At 65.1% G+C, this 18,970-nt stretch carries 14 protein-coding genes; 3 read left to right on the forward strand and 11 right to left on the reverse strand.

Annotation, left to right across the window (positions count from 1 at the left end; translation table 11 throughout):
- The first annotated feature begins 14 nt into the window (after nucleotides 1–14).
- Nucleotides 15–1,913, forward strand: a complete 1,899-nt coding sequence (locus PSEST_RS17020; protein ID WP_015278213.1) for an ATP-binding protein — start codon at nucleotides 15–17, stop codon at nucleotides 1,911–1,913.
- A 98-nt stretch (nucleotides 1,914–2,011) separates the two neighbouring features.
- Here PSEST_RS17020 and PSEST_RS17025 read toward each other — a convergent pair whose 3' ends face one another.
- Nucleotides 2,012–3,079 (reverse strand): acyltransferase family protein, encoded by a 1,068-nt coding sequence (locus PSEST_RS17025; protein WP_015278214.1) that lies wholly within the window; start codon nucleotides 3,077–3,079, stop codon nucleotides 2,012–2,014.
- 184 nt (nucleotides 3,080–3,263) lie between these two features.
- Nucleotides 3,264–4,589 carry a DEAD/DEAH box helicase gene (locus PSEST_RS17030; RefSeq protein WP_015278215.1) on the reverse strand — a complete coding sequence of 442 codons (1,326 nt, stop codon included), beginning with the start codon at nucleotides 4,587–4,589 and terminating at the stop codon, nucleotides 3,264–3,266.
- 205 nt (nucleotides 4,590–4,794) lie between these two features.
- Here PSEST_RS17030 and PSEST_RS17035 point away from each other — a divergent pair, with 205 nt between their 5' ends.
- Complete coding sequence (locus PSEST_RS17035; protein ID WP_015278216.1) at nucleotides 4,795–6,483, forward strand: cation:proton antiporter; 1,689 nt, start codon at nucleotides 4,795–4,797, stop codon at nucleotides 6,481–6,483.
- Between the two features lie 98 nt (nucleotides 6,484–6,581).
- Nucleotides 6,582–7,394, forward strand: coding sequence for an EAL domain-containing protein (locus tag PSEST_RS17040; RefSeq protein WP_015278217.1), 813 nt, complete (start codon nucleotides 6,582–6,584; stop codon nucleotides 7,392–7,394).
- Nucleotides 7,395–7,397: 3 nt separating this feature from the next.
- On the opposite strand, the gene PSEST_RS17045 is transcribed toward PSEST_RS17040, so the two are convergent.
- The 9 genes from PSEST_RS17045 to PSEST_RS17085 all read right to left on the reverse strand — a co-directional run bounded on the left by PSEST_RS17045 (nucleotide 7,398) and on the right by PSEST_RS17085 (nucleotide 18,911).
- Nucleotides 7,398–8,078, reverse strand: a complete 681-nt coding sequence (locus PSEST_RS17045; protein ID WP_015278218.1) for a type 1 glutamine amidotransferase domain-containing protein — start codon at nucleotides 8,076–8,078, stop codon at nucleotides 7,398–7,400.
- Nucleotides 8,079–8,201: 123 nt separating this feature from the next.
- Nucleotides 8,202–10,091 carry a methyl-accepting chemotaxis protein gene (locus PSEST_RS17050; RefSeq protein WP_015278219.1) on the reverse strand — a complete coding sequence of 630 codons (1,890 nt, stop codon included), beginning with the start codon at nucleotides 10,089–10,091 and terminating at the stop codon, nucleotides 8,202–8,204.
- A gap of 232 nt (nucleotides 10,092–10,323) precedes the next feature.
- The gene (locus tag PSEST_RS17055; RefSeq protein ID WP_015278220.1) at nucleotides 10,324–11,784 is read right to left on the reverse strand and encodes a sodium-dependent transporter; all 1,461 of its coding nucleotides are present in this window, start codon (nucleotides 11,782–11,784) and stop codon (nucleotides 10,324–10,326) included.
- A gap of 81 nt (nucleotides 11,785–11,865) precedes the next feature.
- Entirely contained in the window at nucleotides 11,866–12,525 is a 660-nt protein-coding gene (gene maiA / locus PSEST_RS17060; RefSeq protein ID WP_015278221.1) for a maleylacetoacetate isomerase, read from the reverse strand.
- On the reverse strand, nucleotides 12,515–13,498 hold the full coding sequence (locus PSEST_RS17065; protein WP_015278222.1) for a fumarylacetoacetate hydrolase family protein: 984 nt from the start codon (nucleotides 13,496–13,498) through the stop codon (nucleotides 12,515–12,517). The genes maiA and PSEST_RS17065 overlap by 11 nt, the downstream gene beginning before the upstream one ends.
- A complete protein-coding gene (locus tag PSEST_RS17070; RefSeq protein WP_015278223.1) occupies nucleotides 13,498–14,637 on the reverse strand; it encodes a homogentisate 1,2-dioxygenase in 1,140 nt (379 codons plus the stop codon). Before PSEST_RS17070 ends, PSEST_RS17065 begins: the two co-directional genes overlap by 1 nt.
- A gap of 164 nt (nucleotides 14,638–14,801) precedes the next feature.
- A complete protein-coding gene (gene hppD / locus PSEST_RS17075) occupies nucleotides 14,802–15,887 on the reverse strand; it encodes a 4-hydroxyphenylpyruvate dioxygenase (protein WP_015278224.1) in 1,086 nt (361 codons plus the stop codon).
- Nucleotides 15,888–16,278: 391 nt separating this feature from the next.
- Nucleotides 16,279–17,688, reverse strand: coding sequence for a sodium-dependent transporter (locus tag PSEST_RS17080; protein WP_015278225.1), 1,410 nt, complete (start codon nucleotides 17,686–17,688; stop codon nucleotides 16,279–16,281).
- Between the two features lie 128 nt (nucleotides 17,689–17,816).
- Entirely contained in the window at nucleotides 17,817–18,911 is a 1,095-nt protein-coding gene (locus PSEST_RS17085; protein WP_015278226.1) for a Glu/Leu/Phe/Val dehydrogenase dimerization domain-containing protein, read from the reverse strand.
- Nucleotides 18,912–18,970: the final 59 nt, after the last annotated feature.

An 18,970-nucleotide genomic window follows, 5' to 3' on the forward strand; every position in this document is an offset into this window, starting at 1 on the left:
GCGAGGGAACATCGATGGCCGTCAACGCAATCCCGGTGGATCAACGTGTCATCGACATCGACTCCAGGCGCTTCGCTTCGATCGAGAAGGCGCTGGTCGAACTGATCACCAACAGCGACGACAGCTACGCCCGACTGGAGGCAGCGGGTGTGGCAGTTTCCGGGCAGATCCTCGTGCAGTACGAGCGTCACAGGCGCGGTGCTCTGCTGGCCGTCACCGACCAGGCCCAGGGCATGCCGTTCGCCGCGGCCTGCTCGATTCTCAGCTATGGCGGCGCACACAGCCCGCTGGCGCAGGGCACCGGTGGCGGGCGCGGTTATTTCGGCCGTGGCCTCAAGCAGGCGATCTTCGGCCTTGGCTACGGCTGGCTGGAAACCATCCATGGAGGACGGCTGTCGCGGATCGAACTGTTCCGCGCCGAGAACGGCGGCTATCTCTACGATGACGGTGGCCAGGATCGCACGGTGACCGAGCGCGACCGGGAGCGCCTCGGCATTGCCGGCAACGGCACGCGCGTCGCCATCATCATCGAAAGCAGCCAGGTGCGTATTTCCCAGTTCAGCGCCCTGAGCGAGTCGCTGGCCAACAACATCTATCTGCGCGACGTGCTCGGCCGTCGGCACATGGAGATGGCGCATCTGCGTGACGGCGTCGAGATCGAGCGCAGCGGGCGGATCAGTTTCGAGGAACCGTCGTCACTGTTGTTGCTCGGCCCGGACCTGGCGGGCGAATTCCACTGCGACGGCCAGACCTTTGCCTTCCACCTGACACTCAAGCGCGCGCTGGACGCGCAACTGGTGCCGCGCGGTGACGAGCGCACCAGCGGCCTGCTGGTGCTTTCCGGCACGGCGGCGCTGGATTGCCAGCTGTTCGACTACGAGAACCAGGTCGGCACCGAATACCTGTTCGGCACCGTCCGCTGCCCGGCGCTCAGCGAGCAGCTCGGCCAGGGTGTCGCGGTGATCAGCGACGAACGCGCCGGGCTGAACCTGAAGACACCATTGGTGGCGGCATTCGCCCGGGCGGTCAGCCAGTTGATCGCCCCGTTCGTGATGGCCGAGCAGGAAAAACTCAGACACCTGGAACGCGCCACCACCTCCGGGCGCACCGCACACATGATCGAGCACCTGTTGCAGCGCATGAGCCAGGCGGCGATCCACGATTTCGGCATCGTGGCGCCGGCCAGCGCAACGACAGTCCCCTCGGACACCGATGCGCAACCGGCTGCGCTGCGCTTCAGCACGCCGTTCTACTATCGCCAGCCGGAGCGCCCATTTCACATCCGCTTGCTGCTCGATCCACAGCAACTGCCACCGGACACGATCCTGCAGGTGGACGCCAGCCTCAGCGAAGGGCTGAGCATCGATCCGGCGCCCGCGCCTGTTCCGCTACAGGCGCTACGCGACAAGCCATGCATGGAGTGGACGGTCGCCGGCCAGTCGGCGGCCGCTCATGGCGAGATCGTCGTGCGCGCCGGCAACTACCTGGCCTGGTGCGAGATTGTTATCGCCGAGCACGCGTCGACACATGCTCACCACCACCCCGCGGGGCAACACCATGCCACTGCGCACCGCCCTGCGCGCGATCACGGTGAGGCCATGTTCACCGGCTACGAGTTCCGCTATCTCGGCGAAGACCGGGATCGCGCCGTCTACAGTCCGGAAGAACGCAAGATCCTGATCAATACCGCGGCACCCACCGTGCAGCTGTACGTCGACGGCCACGGCAACTTCCGCGATTCGGCACGCCTGCTGCTGGCCGAGCTGTTCATGGACGTGATCGCCGAGGAACTGGCGCGCCGGAAGCTGGGCAAATCGGCGCTGGCCGACGACGTCGCCGCGTTCCATGCGGCCAAGCGCGAGATCATTCGCCGCTACGGCAGCGACATCCACCTGACCTTCATGGGCGGCTGACGGCGCCAGTCGGTAGCGCAGAACTCAGCGTGTTGCGCGGCACGTGTCGCCCGTGGGAGGCGATGCCGCTTGCGCAGCCGGCAGCCTGTCGCCGTCTGTCAGCGAGTCAGCCGGGTGACCGTCGCCTGCATCGCGCCGGCAAACGGGCGCGACGGCAGGTAACGCCTCAGGCGCAGCGCCGGGCGCTCCACCAGGTGGAACGACAGCACGCCCATGGCCAGGCTGGCGGTCATGCTCAGCGCGATGAAGCCGTACAGCGAGAGCTGTTCGGTGCCGAGCCAGTGGATCAGCAGCTGTTGCAAGGGAAAACCGAAGAGGTAGATACCGAACGAGAAATCGCCATGGCGACCGAAGCGCGCCAGCCGCGGAATTCTCGCAAAAGCTAAATATACGACCAGATAGGGCAGGGTCAGCATCGCCGCGACGCCCCCAACGCCAGCACCGATGCCGACCGCCAACACCACGGCCAGCGCAAGAGCCAGCACGCCGCCGCGCGGAACCCTGTCAAACAACAGGTACAGTGCCACGCCCGCGTAAAAGTAGGCACCGAGCCGGATCAGGTTGACCAAGCCACGGCTATCCACGTCGAGCAGTGTCAGCAGGCCGATGTTGAGCAACATCAGGGCAAGAGCGCCAACCAGCACCGTCGAGCGCCGCAGAAGGCCGCTCAGGGCCAGGCCGACGAGCGAAAGGTCCATCAAGATTACGAACGGCAGCGTCCAGATGGAGCCGTTGACCGTATGCGGAAAGGGGTTGGCCGCAAACACGCCGGGCAGTCGATACTGGCCCCAGAAGAACAGGTTGGACAAGTAGCCCCAGGTCTGGCTGTCGCTGTAATAGCGGCCAAGCGGCAGATCGGTCGCCAGCGGCCCGACTACCAGAACGGTCAGCAGCGTCACCACCGTCAGGGCCGGCAAGATCCGCAGCAGCCGTTTGGCAAAGAACGCGAAGACCTGCTGGCTGTTCTGCCAAGACGCGGTGATCAGGAATCCGCTGATCACGAAGAACATGTAGACGGCAATCGGACCGATACCGAACTGCCCCCCAGCTACCGCCAGCGGATTGCTGCGTTCATACAGCCAGAAGCTGTGACTGACCACCACCATCATCGCCGCGAGAAAGCGCAGAAAGTCGAAATTGTTTTCGCTGCGTGCCGGATGCTCCATCTGTTGCTCCCTGTCCCTTTCTCCAATTCAAAGCGCCACCCTGGACAATGTTCGGCCCAGTGACAGACGGCTAACTTCGTCCCGCATCGGCCCAGGTAGTTCCCTCGCAAAAGACAGGTTTATTGTCCGTTCGTCGCCCACGGACGCAGCGCAGAAGCCTGACGCAGCCGGTCCGCGCGGACACTCAGCGCTTTTTCGCCGGTTTGCCGCCGCCCAGGCTCGGTACCTTGCGAATCGGCTTGGCGTTGGGCTTTTCGCTCTCGTCGAACCAGTTGCCGAGATGGATCTTGCCCTTGCCGCCGGCATCCTTGGGCTTTTTCGGTTTCTTCGGCTTCTTGATGATCTGCCCGCCCAGTGTGGTGGTCGGCACGCGGTGGTCCGGCACGAAGCCCAGCTCGTCGTGGCGCGGCAGCACCTGGTTGATCAGGGTTTCGATGGCGGCGAGCTGATCGACTTCATCGGCACTGACCAGGGAAACCGCTTCGCCCGTGGCGCCGGCGCGACCGGTACGGCCGATGCGGTGTACGTAATCCTCGGCGACGATCGGCAGGTCGAAGTTGACCACCTGCGGCAGATCATGGATGTCCAGCCCGCGCGCGGCGACATCGGTCGCCACCAGCACCTGCACTTCGCCCGCCTTGAAGCGCTCCAGCGCGCGCAGCCGCGAGGCCTGTGGCTTGTCGCCGTGGATCGCATCGCTGGAAATGCCCGCAGCCTGCAGCTCGTCGACCAGCTGATCGACGCCCTTGCGCGTCTTGACGAACACCAGCACCTGGCCCCAGCGCTTCTCCGCCAGCAGGTGCAGGAACAGTTCGCTCTTGCGCTTCTTGTCCACCGGCACCAGCCACTGTTTGACCGTCTTCGCCGCGGCGTTGCGCGGGCTGACCTCGACCGACAGCGGATCGCGCAGCAGCTCGCGGGCCATCTGCCGGATCGCCTCGGAGAAGGTCGCGGAAAACAGCAGCGTCTGGCGCTTCTTCGGCAGAGCGGAGAACAGCTGATCCAGCTCGTCGGCGAAACCGAGGTCGAGCATGCGGTCAGCCTCGTCCAGCACCAGCGCCTGCAACTGGTTGAAGCCCACCGCGTTCTGCCGGTAGAGGTCGAGCAGGCGACCGGGCGTGGCCACCAGCACGTCGATGCCCTTGCGCAGCGCCATCATCTGCGGATTGATGCTGACCCCGCCATACACCGCATAGGTGCGCAGCGGCAGGTTCTGCCCGTAGACGCGAAAACTCTCGTGCACCTGCTCGGCCAGCTCGCGGGTCGGCACCAGTACCAGCGCGCGTACCGAATTGCTCGCCACCTTGGCGCCTTCCATGGTCAGGCGCTGCAGCAATGGCAGGGCGAAGCCAGCGGTCTTGCCGGTGCCGGTCTGCGCCGCCGCCATCAGGTCGCGGCCCTTGAGCACGGCGGGAATGGCTTCGATCTGCACCGGCGTCGGCTTGCGGTAATCGAGGGTTTCCAGGGTCCGCAGCAGCGGATCGATCAGGCCCAGGGAGGCGAAGGTCATGGCAGGCTCGCAGCGCCGTTTCGGCGGGATGAAAAAGGGCGGATTCTAGCAGCAGCGCGGCAGCGCTCGCTCGGCCGCGCCTCATGGCGAACGCCGTTCGAGCGGATTTACGTTTTGCCATAACCGGCGGTGGCGGCGAACAACGCACTGCCGCAGGATAGGCGCGGCGCCACGGCGTCAAACCCTCACCTTCACGGAGACATCGATGGAAGCGCTGCTTGCCCACGGCCCCTTCGCCGAATTCGCCATGCTGCTGATCATCTCGGCGGTGGTCGGCGCGATTGCCGTGAGCCTGCGCCAACCCTTGCTGATCTCCTACATCGTGGTCGGCATTCTGCTCGGCCCGGCGCTGTTCGGTCCGGTCAATGCGGCTGAGCAGATCCACCTGCTGGCCGAAATCGGCGTTGCCGTGCTGCTGTTCGTGGTCGGGCTCAAGCTCGACCTCGCGCATATCCGCAATATCGGCCCGGTGGCGCTGGCTACGGGGCTGGGGCAGCTGACCTTCACCATCATCTTCGGCTTCGCGCTCACCCTGCTGATGGGCAAGAGCGCCATGGAAGCGCTTTACATCGCGGTGGCGCTGACCTTTTCCAGCACCATCATCATCGTCAAGCTGCTCTCGGACAAACACGAGCTGGACTCGCTGCACGGGCGTATCGCGGTCGGCTTTCTGATCGTTCAGGACCTTGCCGTGGTGCTGGCGATGATGACCATGAGTGCCCTGCGCGGCGCCGGCGATGCCGGCTGGGCCGAGGTCTCCGGCTCGCTGCTGATACGCCTGGCCGGCGCGGCCATCGTGATGTATGTGCTGATGCGCTACATCCTGCCGAAGCTGGTCAGCCGCATGGCGCGCTCGCAGGAGCTGCTGCTGATCTTCGCCATCGCCTGGGGCACCGGGCTGGCTGCGCTGGGCGACTACGTCGGTTTCAGCAAGGAGGCCGGGGCCTTCGTCGCCGGCTTCTCGCTGGCCTCGACGGCGTATCGCGAGGCGATGAACGCGCGCCTAACCGGCATCCGCGACTTCATGCTGCTGTTCTTCTTCATCGACCTGGGCGGCAGGCTGGATTTTTCCACCCTCGGCAACGAGATCCTGCCGGCCGTCGTGCTGGCGTTGTTCGTGCTGATCGGCAATCCGCTGATCGTCATGGCGATCATGGGCTACATGGGTTATCGCAAGCGCACCGGCTTTCTCGCCGGACTGACGGTGGCGCAGATCAGCGAGTTCTCCATCGTCTTCGTCGCCATGGGCATCACCCTCGGCCATGTCGGGCCGCAAGCGCTGGGGCTGACCACGCTGGTCGGACTGGTGACCATCATGCTCTCGACCTACATGATTCTGTTCTCGCAACCGCTCTACGAACGGCTGGCGCCCTGGCTCGGCGTGTTCGAGCGCAAACGCCCCTATCGCGAGCTGGAAGTGGAGGCTCTGGGGAAGCCGCAGGGCCATCCGCGCATCATCGTCTTCGGCCTGGGCCGCTATGGCTCGCGCCTGTTGCAGCAGCTGGCGGCGGCGCGAATGCCGGTGCTTGGAGTTGATTTCGACCCGGAAGCCGTGCGCACCCTGCGCCGCAGCAAGCTACCGGTCCGTTTCGGCGATGGCGAGGACCCCAGCTTTCTCGAGTCCTTGCCGCTGCAGCATGCCGAATGGGTGGTCACCAGCTTTCCGCAGTGGGAGGCCAATCGCGCCTTCCTCCACGCGCTCAAACATGCCGGCTTCCAGGGCAAGATCGCCGGGGTGGTGCGCGATGACCAGCATGGCAAGGCGCTGGATGCAGCCGGCGTCGCGCGCGTACTGAACCCCTTTACCGATGCCGCCGATTTCGCCGCACGCAGCCTGATCGAGGAGCTCGGCACCAAGCCCAAGCCACCAACGCACCCAGTCGCGAAGCGCTGAAAGCGGCCATGTGTGCCGCGCTGGCAGACCAGCGGACTTCAGCAAGAGGCCGTTCCGCCGCTAACCTGCCATCAGTCCGGTCCCCATCGAGTGCGTCCATGAGTTCAAGCAACACCCGCAACGCCCCAGCTGCCGATGCCCATGCCTGTCATGGCGCCAGCGAGCACGGCGCCTGCCCCAGCTGCGCCAGCGGCGAACGCCTGGGCTTCGGCTTCAGCTACGCCTTTCAACCGATCATCGACCTGCGCAGCCGGCAGATATTCGCTCATGAGGCGCTGGTGCGCGGCGTCGGCGGCGAGCCGGCCCCCACCGTGCTGTCTCAGGTCAACGAGGACAATCGGTTTCGCTTCGATCAGGCCGGCCGGGTCAAAGCAATCAAGACCGCTGCCAAACTGGGCATGCAGAGCAAGCTGTCGATCAATTTCATGCCCAACGCCATCTACCGCCCCGAGCTGTGCATCCGCTCGACGCTGGAAGCCGCCCGCGCCCATGACTTTCCGATCGAGCGGATCATCTTCGAGACCGTCGAAGGCGAACGCATCAGCGATGGCAAATGGCTGACCGAAGTGTTCCGCGAATACCAGCGCATCGGCTTTCTCACCGCCATCGACGACTTCGGTGCGGGCTTTGCCGGGCTCAACCTGCTGGCCGACTTTCAGCCGGACCTCATCAAGCTGGACATGGACCTGATCCGCGGCATCGACCAGAGCCGTCCGCGTCAGGCCATCGTGCGGGCGACGGTGGCGATGTGCGAAGAGCTGGGCATCCAGGTGATTGGTGAAGGTATCGAGACCGCCGACGAATGCAGCGCCCTGTTCGACCTGGGCATTCACCTGATGCAGGGCTATCTGTTCAGCCGGCCGCTGTTCGAGGCCTGCGGCCAGGCGGAACAGCTCGCCTGGCCGCAGTAATCATCAGGCGCGCAGCAGCTTGAGCAGTTCCTGCGCCGCCGCTTCCGATGAGGCGGGGTTCTGCCCGGTTACCAGCAAGCCGTCGACCTGCACGTAGGGCTTCCAGTCCGCCCCCTTGCTGTACTGGCCGCCCCGCTCGCGCAGGCGGTCTTCGAGCAGGAACGGCACCACTTCGGTCAGCTCCACACCGGCTTCCTCGCCATTGGTAAAACCGGTGACGCGCTTGCCCTTGACCAGGTATTCGCCATCCTTGCCGCGAACCTCGGTCAGTGCAGCCGGTGCATGGCAGACCGCGGCCACCGGCTTGTCGGCTTTGACGAAGGACTCGATCAGCGCGATGGAAGTCGGGTTATCCACCAGATCCCACAGCGGGCCATGGCCGCCGGGGTAGAACACCGCGTCGAAATCCTCGGCCGTGACCTGATCCAGCCGGTAGGTATTGGCCAGCAGGGTCTGCGCCTCGCCGTCGCCGTTGAAGCGCTCGGTGGCCTCGGTCTGGGCGTCGGGTTCGTCGCTCTTCGGGTCGAGCGGCGGCTCGCCACCCTCGGGCGAAGCGAGTACCACCTGCGCGCCGGCATCTAGGAAGACGTAGTACGGCGCAGCGAATTCCTCCAGCCAGAAGCCGGTCTGTTTGCCGGTGTCGCCCAGCTGGTCGTGGGACGTGAGCACGATAAGAATTTTCATGGAGCCTCCTTGTTGAAGCGCGACGTGAACAGTTGAGACTGCCCTCACGGGCACATTGCTCCGCGAGCAAATCACATCCATGAAAAAGGGCGCCGCAGCGCCCTTCTAAAACCACCGTTCCGGTCAGATACGGAAGCTGTCCACCAGCTGCTTGAGCCGGCGCGCCTGCTGGTCCAGGTCGCCGCAGGCGCGCAAGGTCGACTGCAGGTTCTCCACGCCCTGCTGGTTCAGCGTGTTGATCTCGGTGATGTCCATGTTCAGTGACTCGATCACCGCGGTCTGTTCCTCGGTGGCGGTGGCCACCGACTGGTTCATGCCGTCGATCTCGCCGATGCGCTGAGTGACCTCGCCGAGGCGCTCGCCGGCGCGGTCGGCGATGGAGACGCTGGACTCGCTCTGCCGCTGACTCTCGGTCATGGTCTGCACCGAGGCGCCGGCGCCGACCTGCAGCTGTTCGATCATCTGCTGGATTTCCTGCGCCGAACTCTGCGTGCGGTGCGCCAGGTTGCGTACCTCGTCGGCGACCACTGCGAAGCCGCGGCCTGCCTCACCGGCCCGTGCCGCTTCGATGGCGGCATTCAGCGCGAGCAGGTTGGTCTGCTCGGAAATGCCCTTGATCACCTCGAGAATCTGGCCAATGTCGACGGTCTTGGCGTTGAGCGCTTCGATCTGCGCACAGGACGCGCTGATCTTCGCCGACAGCTCGCGCATCGCGGCGATGTTCTGCTCGACCACCTGACGACCGTCCTCGGCCTGATGCCGCGCACCGCTGGCCTGCTGCGAGGCATCGGCCGCGTTGCGCGCGATCTCCTGCGCGGCGGCGCCGAGCTCGTTGATCGCTGCCGCCACGCTGTTGGTGCGGCTGGCCTGCTCATCGGAGTTGGCCATCGACGAGTTGGACGCTGCCAACACCCGGGCGGCAACCTCATTGACCTGCTGCGTCGCGGAGGACACTTCGCGGATGGAGGTATGAATACGCTCGACGAAGCGGTTGAAGGCCGAGGCCAGTTCGCCGAATTCGTCCTTCGACTGCACCGCCAGTCGCCGGGTCAGATCGCCCTCACCTTCGGCGATGTTGGCCATGGCGCGGCCCATGTCGGTGAGGGGACGCATCAGCACGCGCATCAGCATGCCGAGCAACAGCAGGATCACACCAACGGCGGTCAGTGCCGCGACCACAGCGGAGGTGCGGAAGCTGGCCAGGGCGGCGTAGGCCTTGGCCTTGTCCAGCGAGATACCGACGTACCAACTCACCGAGGGCAGGCCCTGCACGCGGCTGAAGCTGAGGATGCGGGTCTGTCCGTCCAGTTCGGCCTCGCTGTAGTTGGCGTCCAGCGACGGCGTGTGCCCCGGGAACAGTTCGCCAAGCGACTTCATCACCTTGCTGCCGTCCGGGTGCACCAGGATCTTGCCGTCGCCGCTGACCAGGAAGGCATGGCCCATGCCGTTGAAGTCCAGCGCGTTGATGATCTCAACCAGTACCTTGAGCCCCAGATCTCCGCCGACGACGCCAATGTTCCGACCGTTCTGCTGCGCCGGGGTGGCGATGGATATGACCAGCTCGCCGCTCGCCGCATCCACATAGGGTTCGGTCAGCGTCGAGCCGCCGGCGGCTATCGCGTCCTTGTACCAAGGGCGCGCGCGTGGATCGTAGTCGGCGGGCATCTCTTCGGCAGGCCGCATGAGGAAGCTGCCATCCTGCCCACCGAGGTAACTGAACATGAAGGTCGAAGCCAGTGCCTTCTGCTCGAGCAGCTCAGCTACTCGGGCTTCGGCGTCGTCGCTGCCGATGCTCTGCGCGGCGCTTTCCACCAGCAGGATACGGCCGGACAACCAGTTCTGAATGTTGTGCGCGGTGACGTCGCCCATCTCATCGAGGTAGCTGTTGAGATTGTCGCGAATGGCATTGCGCTGCAGATAGTCGTTGAACAGGGTGAACAACGAGAAGGTCGCAATCACGATCAGCGATGCGGCCAGAAGGATCTTGTGGCTGAACTTCAGGTGCTTGGGCATGGCGTGGTCCGCAACGGTTCGGGCAAATAGAGCGTCCGTGTTCCGTGCGCCAGATCCCTGGCTCTCAGTCAGGGTGTCGGCCAAGCGCAGCCGAACTTTACAATTGCATGACGTAGAGCAACTCGTGCACCAGGCCTGCCGGCGAACGGTCGGCACCGTGCACGCCGTAATCGCAGCCGCAGAAACGAAAACGCCAGCCTCGCGGCTGGCGTTTCCTGTCGCGCCGATGAACTCAGCGCCCGGCCAGCGCCGGCATCACTCGCGGGCGCAGCAGCTCGCCGACCAGGGTGAGTGCACCGATCGCGCCGGCGATCCAGTACCAGCGCTGCAGCGGGTCGAAGCCCAACCAGCCGAGGGCGTGCAGGAACACCATCAGGATCAGCACCGGGCAGACGTAGCGGACCATGAACAGCCACAGTGCGTAGCCCAGCGGCGGCAAGTTCAGCTCGTCGCGCATGATCTCGCTGCGCAGTGCGTAACCGGCCAGCAGCACGGTGAAGATCCCGCCCAGCGGCATCATCCAGCGCGAGGTCAGGTAATCCAGCCAGTCGAAGAAGTTCTTGCCCATCGGCGTCCAGCCGGACATGAGGTTGAACGAGAGCATCGCCAGCATGCTGATCACCAGCAGTACCGCACCCGAGCCCATCGCCGCCTTCAGGCGCGAGATGCCGTGCTTCTCGTTGAGGTAGGCAACGGTGGCTTCGATCATCGAGATCGCCGAGGTCAGCGCTGCGATCGATACCATGGCGAAGAACAGCACGCCGAACGCAGTGCCGAACGGCATCTGCTGGAAGGCCAGCGGCAGGCTCATGAAGATCAGGCCAGGGCCGGCGGTCGGGTCCATGCCATTGGCGAAGATGATCGGGAAGATCGCCAGGCCCGCCAGCAGCGCGACGCAGGTGTCGGCGATGGCGACCATGAAGGTGGTGCGGGCGATGGACTGGTCATCCGGGATGTACGAGCCGTAGGTGAGGATCGCACCGGAAGCCAGGCTGAGGGTGAAGAACGCGTGGCCAAGCGCGGCCAGCAGCGCCTCACCGGTGATCTTCGAGGTATCGAAGCTGAACAGGAAGGCGAAGCCCTGATCGAAGCCGCCACTGGTCACCGCGTAACCCACCAGGATCAGCAGCAGCACGGCCAGGCCCGGCATCATCCAGCGCACGGCGTTCTCGATGCCCTTCTGCACACCCTTGGCGACGATCCACAGGGTCAGCAGCGCTACCAGCAGACTCCAGCCGCCGAGCTGCCAGGGGTTGGAGTTGTGCGCCTCGAATACGCCGCCCAATGCCTCGACGCTGGTCGCGGCCAGGGAGCCGTCGAGCATCTTCACCGTGTAGGCGAAGGCCCAGCCGGCAACCACCACATAGAAGCAGAGGATCAGGAAGCCGGCCGTCATGGCCATGCCGCCGACCGCCTTCCACAGCGGGTTGCCGTTGTTCTCGCGGACCACCCGGCCGATGGCGTCGATCGGGCTGCCACGGCCGCGGCGACCGATGGCGATCTCGCACATCATTACCGGTACGCCGATGGCGAGGATGCACAGCAGGTACATCAATACGAAGGCACCACCGCCGAACTCGCCGGTGATGTAGGGGAATTTCCAGATGTTGCCCAGGCCCACGGCGGAGCCGGTTGCCGCGAGGATGAAGCCCCAGCGCGACAGCCAGAGGTTCTTCGGTTTTTCACGAGTCATACGTCACCTGTTTGTTGTTATCTGTGACGGGATCGGGACCGTCGCGCAGGGCGCGGCGGCGTGCAAGGCGGATTCAGTCGTTCATTGAGCGTCGGGCTGCACCTCCGGCGCGGCCTGCTGGAAGGCCGGAAGCGTCTCGCAGCGGGCAACGATCTCGAGAATGCGTGGATACGCCGCGAGGTCACAGGCAAAACGGCGCGCATTGTATACCTGCGGCACCAGGCATGCCTCCAGATAACCTGGCCGATCGTTCAGGGAAAGCTTGTCACCAAAGGTTTCCAGGCCCTGCTCCACCGCCGCCAGCCCCTGGCTGACCCAATGCCGATACCAGGCATTCTTCGCCTCGTCATCGACGCCCAGTTCGGCGCTGAGGTACTGCAGCACGCGCAGGTTGTTCAGCGGATGGATCTCGCAGGCGATGTGCATGGCCAGCGAGCGCACCTGGGCGCGCTCAACCGGATCGGCCGGCAGCAGCGCCGGTACCGGAAACACCTCGTCGAGGTACTCCAGGATCGCCAGCGACTGGCTGATGCGCGCGCCGCCATTGCCTTCGTCCACCAGCAGCGGCACCAGCTGCTGCGGGTTGAGGGCGCGGTAATCGGCCGCACGCTGCTGGCCGCCATCCTTGACCAGATGCACCGGCACCTGGCGGTAGGCCAGGCCCTTCAGATTCAGCGCGATGCGCACCCGGTAGGCGGCACTGGAGCGCCAGTAGCCGTAGAGCGTCAGCTCAGTGCCCATAGCGCTCCACCTGCTGATCGATGGCACCAAAGATGCTCTGCCCGGCGGCGTCGAACATCTCGATGCGCACCCGGTCGCCGAACTTGAGGAACGGCGTCTTCGCCTCGCCGTGCTCGACGACCTCGAGCATGCGTTTCTCGGCCAGGCAGGACGAGCCGGCGCTGCGGTCGTAGTTCGACACCGTACCCGAACCGATGATGGTGCCGGCGCCCAGCGGACGGGTGCGCGCGGCATGGGCAACCAGGGTCGGGAAGTTGAAGGTCATGTCGGTGCCGGCATCCGGCTGGCCGAACAGCTCGCCGTTGATGTGCGAGACCAGCGGCCGATGCACCTTGCCGTCGCGCCAGGTTTCGCCTAACTCGTCCGGCGTCACCGCCACCGGCGAGAAGCTCGACGACGGCTTGCTCTGGTAGAAGCCGAAGCCCTTGGCCAGCTCGCCGGGGATCAGGTTGCGCAGCGACACGTCGTTGACCAGCATCAGCAGCTGGATGTGCGAGGCCGCCTCGGCCGGCGTCGCACCCATGGGCACGTCGTCGGTGATCACCGCCAGCTCGCCTTCCAGGTCGATGCCCCAGGCCTCGTCGGCCAGGCGGATCGGGCTGTGCGGCGGGATAAAAGCATCGGCGCCGCCCTGGTACATCAGCGGGTCGTGCCAGAAGGATTCCGGCATCTCCGCACCACGCGCCTTGCGCACCAGCTCGACGTGGTTGACGTAGGCACTGCCGTCGGCCCAGTGATAGGCACGGGGCAGCGGGCTGTGGCAGGCGGTCTGGTCGAAGGCGAATGCGCCCTCCTCCAGCCCGTCGTTGAGGCGCTGGTAGACCGCTTCCAGCTTCGGCTTGCAGTAGTTCCAGTCATCCAGCGCGGCCTGCAGCGTGGCGGCGATCTGCGGCACTTTCACCGCCTGGGCGAGATCACGGGAGACCACGACGAGCACGCCGTCGCGGCCCTGGTTGAGGGTTGCGAGTTTCATCAGGATTCCTTGCCCGGCGCACGCCAGGAGTTGACGTATTCGGGGACATCGACGGCGGCGGCAGCCTCGCCGACTTCCAGCGCGCGGCGGGTGTCGATCATCACTGCCACCTCGTCGGCAAAGGTCGCCGGGTCATCCTGCGCCTTCTTCAGCGCCTTCGGATGCGGCCCGTGGGGGAAGCCGCAAGGGTGGAAGGTCACCATGCCCTGCTCGATGTTGTCGCGGCTGAAGAAGTTGCCGCGGTGGTAGAACAGCACTTCGTCGTAGTCATCGTTGTTGTGGAAGAACGGCACCTTTAGCGCACCCGGATCGGATTCCACCGGCCGCGGGGTGAAGGTGCAGACCACGAAACCGTTGGCGACGAAGGTGGTGTGCGCTGACGGCGGCAGGTGGTAGCGATGGCTCATCAGCGGGCGGATGTCGCGCCAGTTGAGCCGTACCACGGTGTTGTCGCCATGCCAGCCGACCACGTCCAGCGGGTTGTACGGGTAGGTCACGGTGGTGATCTGGTCGCGCCGCTTGATGCGGATCTGCCAGGGGTTCTCGTCCTGCTGCGCACGGAAGGCGTCGTCCAGGCGCGGATGATCGAGCACCGCGGCGTCGAAGATCGCGTGCGGGCCGACCAGGCCCTTGTCCGGCAGCTGGTAGGCGCCGTCGGTGTTCTCGATCAGCAGCATGAACACCGGCTGCGTCGCCTCGATGCGCCAGGCGGTGCCGCGCGGGATCATCAGGTAGTCGCCGTCGCGGAATTCCAGGTGGCCGAAGTCGCAGTACAAATGCCCGGCGCCCTCATGGATGAACAGCAGCTCGTCACCGTCGCCGTTGCGCACCAGATGACGCATGGCGCCGTTGGTCTTCCACAGGCGCAGCTTGACGTCGGCGTTGTGCAGCGCCAGCGGCGCCTGCAGCGGGCAGTCGCCTTCGCTGGGGATCTGATTGAAGTTGAAGGCGTGCGGACGCAGCGGGCCTTCCCAGTCGATCCAGCCGGTCGGCGGATGCTTGTGATGCAGGTGCGAAGCCGGGCCGAAGAAGCCTTCCCGGCCCATTTCGCGCTCGTAGGTGCCCTGCGGAAAATCGCAGTGCGCCTGACGCGAACTCTCACCCTCGCGGATGGGGAAACTGATCCATTTGCGGCTCATGTGCCTCTCCTCGTGATACCGCGTGATCTGAATGGCGCTGCGGTGGTTGCCGATGCGTAGGGTGGAAGACTGCGAAGCATCTTCCACGCGTCTGTGTCAGGCCGACCGAACACGTGGATGTGCTGCGCGACATCCACCCTACGCAAACCACCTCGGCCCCGAACTTACTCGTCCGCCTTGATCACGCCGCGGCGCAGCTGGTCTTCCTCGATGGATTCGAACAGCGCCTTGAAGTTGCCTTCGCCGAAGCCCTGGTTGCCCTTGCGCTGGATGATCTCGAAGAAGATCGGACCGATCACCGTGTTGGTGAAGATCTGCAGCAGAATGCCGTCATCGCCCGGTGCACCATCGATCAGGATATTCAGCTCACGCAGCACGTCGGTCGGCTCGCCGTGGCCGGCGACGCGGGTGTCGACCTTCTCGTAGTAGGTGTCCGGGGTGGTCATGAAGTCCACGCCGTTGGCACGCAGCTGGCGCACGGTGGCGTAGATATCGTCGGTGGACAGCGCGATGTGCTGGATGCCCTCGCCGTGGTACTCGCGGATGAATTCCTCGATCTGCGACTTGTCGTCGGCCGACTCGTTGATCGGGATGCGGATCTTCCCGCACGGTGCGGTCATGGCGCGGGAGAACAGGCCGGTCAGCTTGCCTTCGATGTCGAAGTAGCGAATCTCACGGAAGTTGGCGATGCGCTCGTAGAAGCCGGACCACACGTCCATCTGCCCGCGCATGACGTTGTGGGTCAGGTGGTCGATGCACATCAGGCCGACGGCGTTGTCATTCGGCGTGCGCCCTTCGATGTACTCGAAGTCGACGTCGTAGATGCTCTTGTCGCCGTAGCGATCGACGAGATACAGCAGCGAGCCGCCGATGCCTTCGACACAGGGGATGTTCAGCTCGCCGAAGTTGGCGTGGCTGCCGACCAGCTTGGCGCCCTGGGATTCGACGTAGGCCGCCGCCTGGGCGGCATTCTTCACCCGGAAGGCCATGGCGCAGGCGCTCGGCCCGTGCTTTTCGGCAAACGCATGCACATGCCCGGTGGGGCTGCCGTTGAGCACGATGTTGATGTCGTGCTGCTGGAACAGCCAGACCTCCTTGGAGCGGTGCTTGGCGGTTTCGGTGAAGCCCATCTGGGTGAACAGCGTGCGCAGCTGCTCGATGCCTTCGGCATTCGGCGCGGTGAATTCGACGAACTCGAAGCCGTCGGTACCAATGGGATTGTGTTGCTCGATCTTGTTCACGGCGTTCATATCGCCTCCTGATTATTGTTGTGAGGACTGCCGCTGCACGGCTTGGCTGGCCCCATCACACCCCAGGGCCGAGCGCCGAACAATGCTGTTTACGGGTACGGCAAGCAGCCGACGCCATCCCTGCTGTCAGGTTTTCCTTACAGCGCCTGTTTCGCTGAAAAGCCTGGCCCGGCGGCTTGCCAGGCGTAACGAAAAGCTGACAGAGCGGTGCGACAACCTGCCGCACATGTCATCTCCCGCTTAACCTGGCGCATAAAAAAGGTGGGCTGAAGCCCACCCCATGAAGGCCTGCGTCGGCCTTCCGATAGGATGGACCTGAGCCCACCAAAAGGACTTCGATAGAAGCCCGCAGCATTCTTGTAGAGTGGGCTTCAGCCCACCAGGCGACCCGCTAGATCAAGCCGAGCAGGTTGAGAAACACCAGCACGATGGCCACTGGCGTGCCGTAGCGCAGCAGGTTCCACCAGGCCTGGAACAGCCCGGCGTTGCGAATGCCGATGGCCTCGCTGACCACCTGACGCTGCAGCACCCAGCCGGTGAACAGCACGGTGCCCAGCCCGCCCAACGGCATCAGCCAGTTGGTGGTGAGGTAGTCCAGGGTGTCGAAGAAGGTCTTGCCGAACAGCTGGTAGTCCGCCCAGTGATTGAAGGAGAACACGCTGCCCAGGCTCAGCAGCCAGAGCACCAGACCGCTGCCCAGCACGGCCTTGGTCCGGCTGATACGGAAGCGTTCGGTGAGCCAGGCGATGCTCGGCTCGGAGAGCGAGATGGCCGACGTCAGCGCGGCGATCACCAGCATGATGAAGAACAACCCACCGACGACCTGCCCCAACGGCATCTGGCCAAAGGCTATCGGCAGCGTGACGAAGATCAGCCCCGGCCCGGCACCCGGCTCCAGGCCGTTGCCGAACACCAGCGGGAAGATCGCCAGGCCGGCCAGCAGCGCCACCGCGGTATCGGCCAGCGCCACCAGAATCGAGGTCTTGGCGATCGAGGTGCCTTCCGGCAGGTAGGAGCCGTAGACCATCATCGCGCCGCAGCCCAGGCTCAGGGTGAAGAAGGCATGGCCGAGGGCGATCAGCACGCTCTGCGCGGTCAGCGCGGAGAAATCCGGCACGAAGAGAAACTGCAGCGCCTGGGCGAATTCGCCTTCGATGGCGGCGTAAACGACCAGCACCAGCATCAGCACGAACAGCCCTGGCATCAGAAAGCGCAGCGATCGCTCCAGCCCGCCGCGCACGCCGAAGCCGACGATCAGCATGGTCGCCGCCAGCACCAGCGTGGCGCAGACCACCAGGCGCAGCGGGTCCGCCAGCAGCGCGCCGAACAGCTCGCCGCTGGCCTCGCCGCTGACCCCGGCGAAGCCGCCGCTGAAGGTCGCCGGCACATAGGCCAGCGCCCAGCCAGCCACCACCAGATAGAAACTCAGGATGAGAAAGCCAGTCAGCCCGCCGAGCCAGCCGACCACGCGCCAGCGCGAACTGGCTCCGGCTTCACGGGCCAGCCGAGCGACGGCGCCATCAGGATTCGCCCGACCGCGACGGCCGATCATCACCTCGGTCATCAGCAGCGGAATGCCGATCAGCAGGATGCAGGCGAGATACACCAGAACGAAGGCACCGCCGCCGTTCTGCCCGGTCACGTAGGGGAATTTCCAGATATTGCCCAGGCCCACCGCCGAGCCGGTGGCGGCGAGGAAGAACACCCAGCGCGACGACCACAGGCCGCGGCTGGCGTTGTCTTGGATGCGTGCGCGCGCGCCGGCGAAGGTGCCGGCCGCGAGGCTGGTTTTATCGGACATTGCGGATTCCTGCTTGTTGTTTTTGTCAGGGATGGTGCGAACGAACGGAGCGGGCGCAGCGCTGGCATTCAGAGCCCGCCGCCCCGCTCAGCGAAGGCCGGCGCACTCAGGCGGCCGGCCGGGATCACTCATGAAGCCTGGCGCTTGAACGCTTCGGTTTGCGGCACGCCACCGGCGTGCAGCCGCTCCAACGCCAGGCGATCGGCGATCACCGAAGTCGGTTCACCGCTGGCAGCGGAGCGGGTGAAGATCTCGCCCAGCGTGTCGCCGATGGCTTTCACATGGGCGTCGATCTGCGCGGCGCTGCCGCCGGTGCGCTGGTAGTAGACGTCGATGATGCCGCCGGCGTTTATCGCGTAGTCCGGCGCGTAGAGCTGGTTGCGCCGCTGCAGTTCGATGCCGATCTCGGCGGTTGCCAGCTGGTTGTTCGCCGCGCCGGCGATCACCGGGGCGCGCAGCACTTCCAGGGTCTGCTCGTTGAGGATGCCGCCCATGGCGCAGGGCGCGAAAACGTCCACGTCCAGGCCGTAGATGTCCTGCGGACGCACCACGTTGGCGCCCACTTCCTCCATCGCCTGCTTGACGTTGGCATCGAAGATGTCTGCCACCCACAGCTCGGCGCCGGCAGCTTTGAGGTGCCGCGCCAGGCCCAGGCCGACATGGCCGACGCCCTGGATCGCCACCTTCAGCCCGGCCAGGTCATCGCGACCGAGGCGCTGACGCACCGCTTCCTTGAGGCCGACGAACACCCCGTAAGCGGTGGATGGCGAGGGGTCGCCGCTGGCGATACTGCCATCCAGCGTGGTGCGCGGCGTGGCGCCCACCACATGGCGGGTGCGCTGGGCAAACGCCTGCATCTCGGCATCGCCGGTGCCGGAATCCGCAGCGGTGATATAGCGCCCACCGAGGCTGTCGACGAAGTCGCCCATCGCATGCAGCAGCGTCTGGCTCTTGCCGGTGTGCGGGTCGCCGATGATCACCGCCTTGCCGCCGCCGAGCTTGAGTCCGGCCAGCGAGGATTTCAGGGTCATCCCGCGCGACAGCCGCAGCACATCGCGCAGGGCGTCGTCGTCATTGGCATAGGGGAACATCCGGCAGCCACCCAGCGCCGGACCGAGGCGCGTGTCGTGGATGGCGATAATGGCTTTCAGACCCGACGCCTGGTCATGGCAGAAGACCACCTGTTCGTGGCGATCGAAGTCGGGATGAGCGAAGACGGACATTTGGGTTACCTCGTTCTTGTTGGTCTGGTTCCCTGCCGCGGGCAGGGCTACTTGTCTGG

It is taken from the genome of Stutzerimonas stutzeri RCH2, from assembly GCF_000327065.1.
Taxonomy (GTDB): Bacteria; Pseudomonadota; Gammaproteobacteria; order Pseudomonadales; family Pseudomonadaceae; genus Stutzerimonas; species Stutzerimonas stutzeri_AE.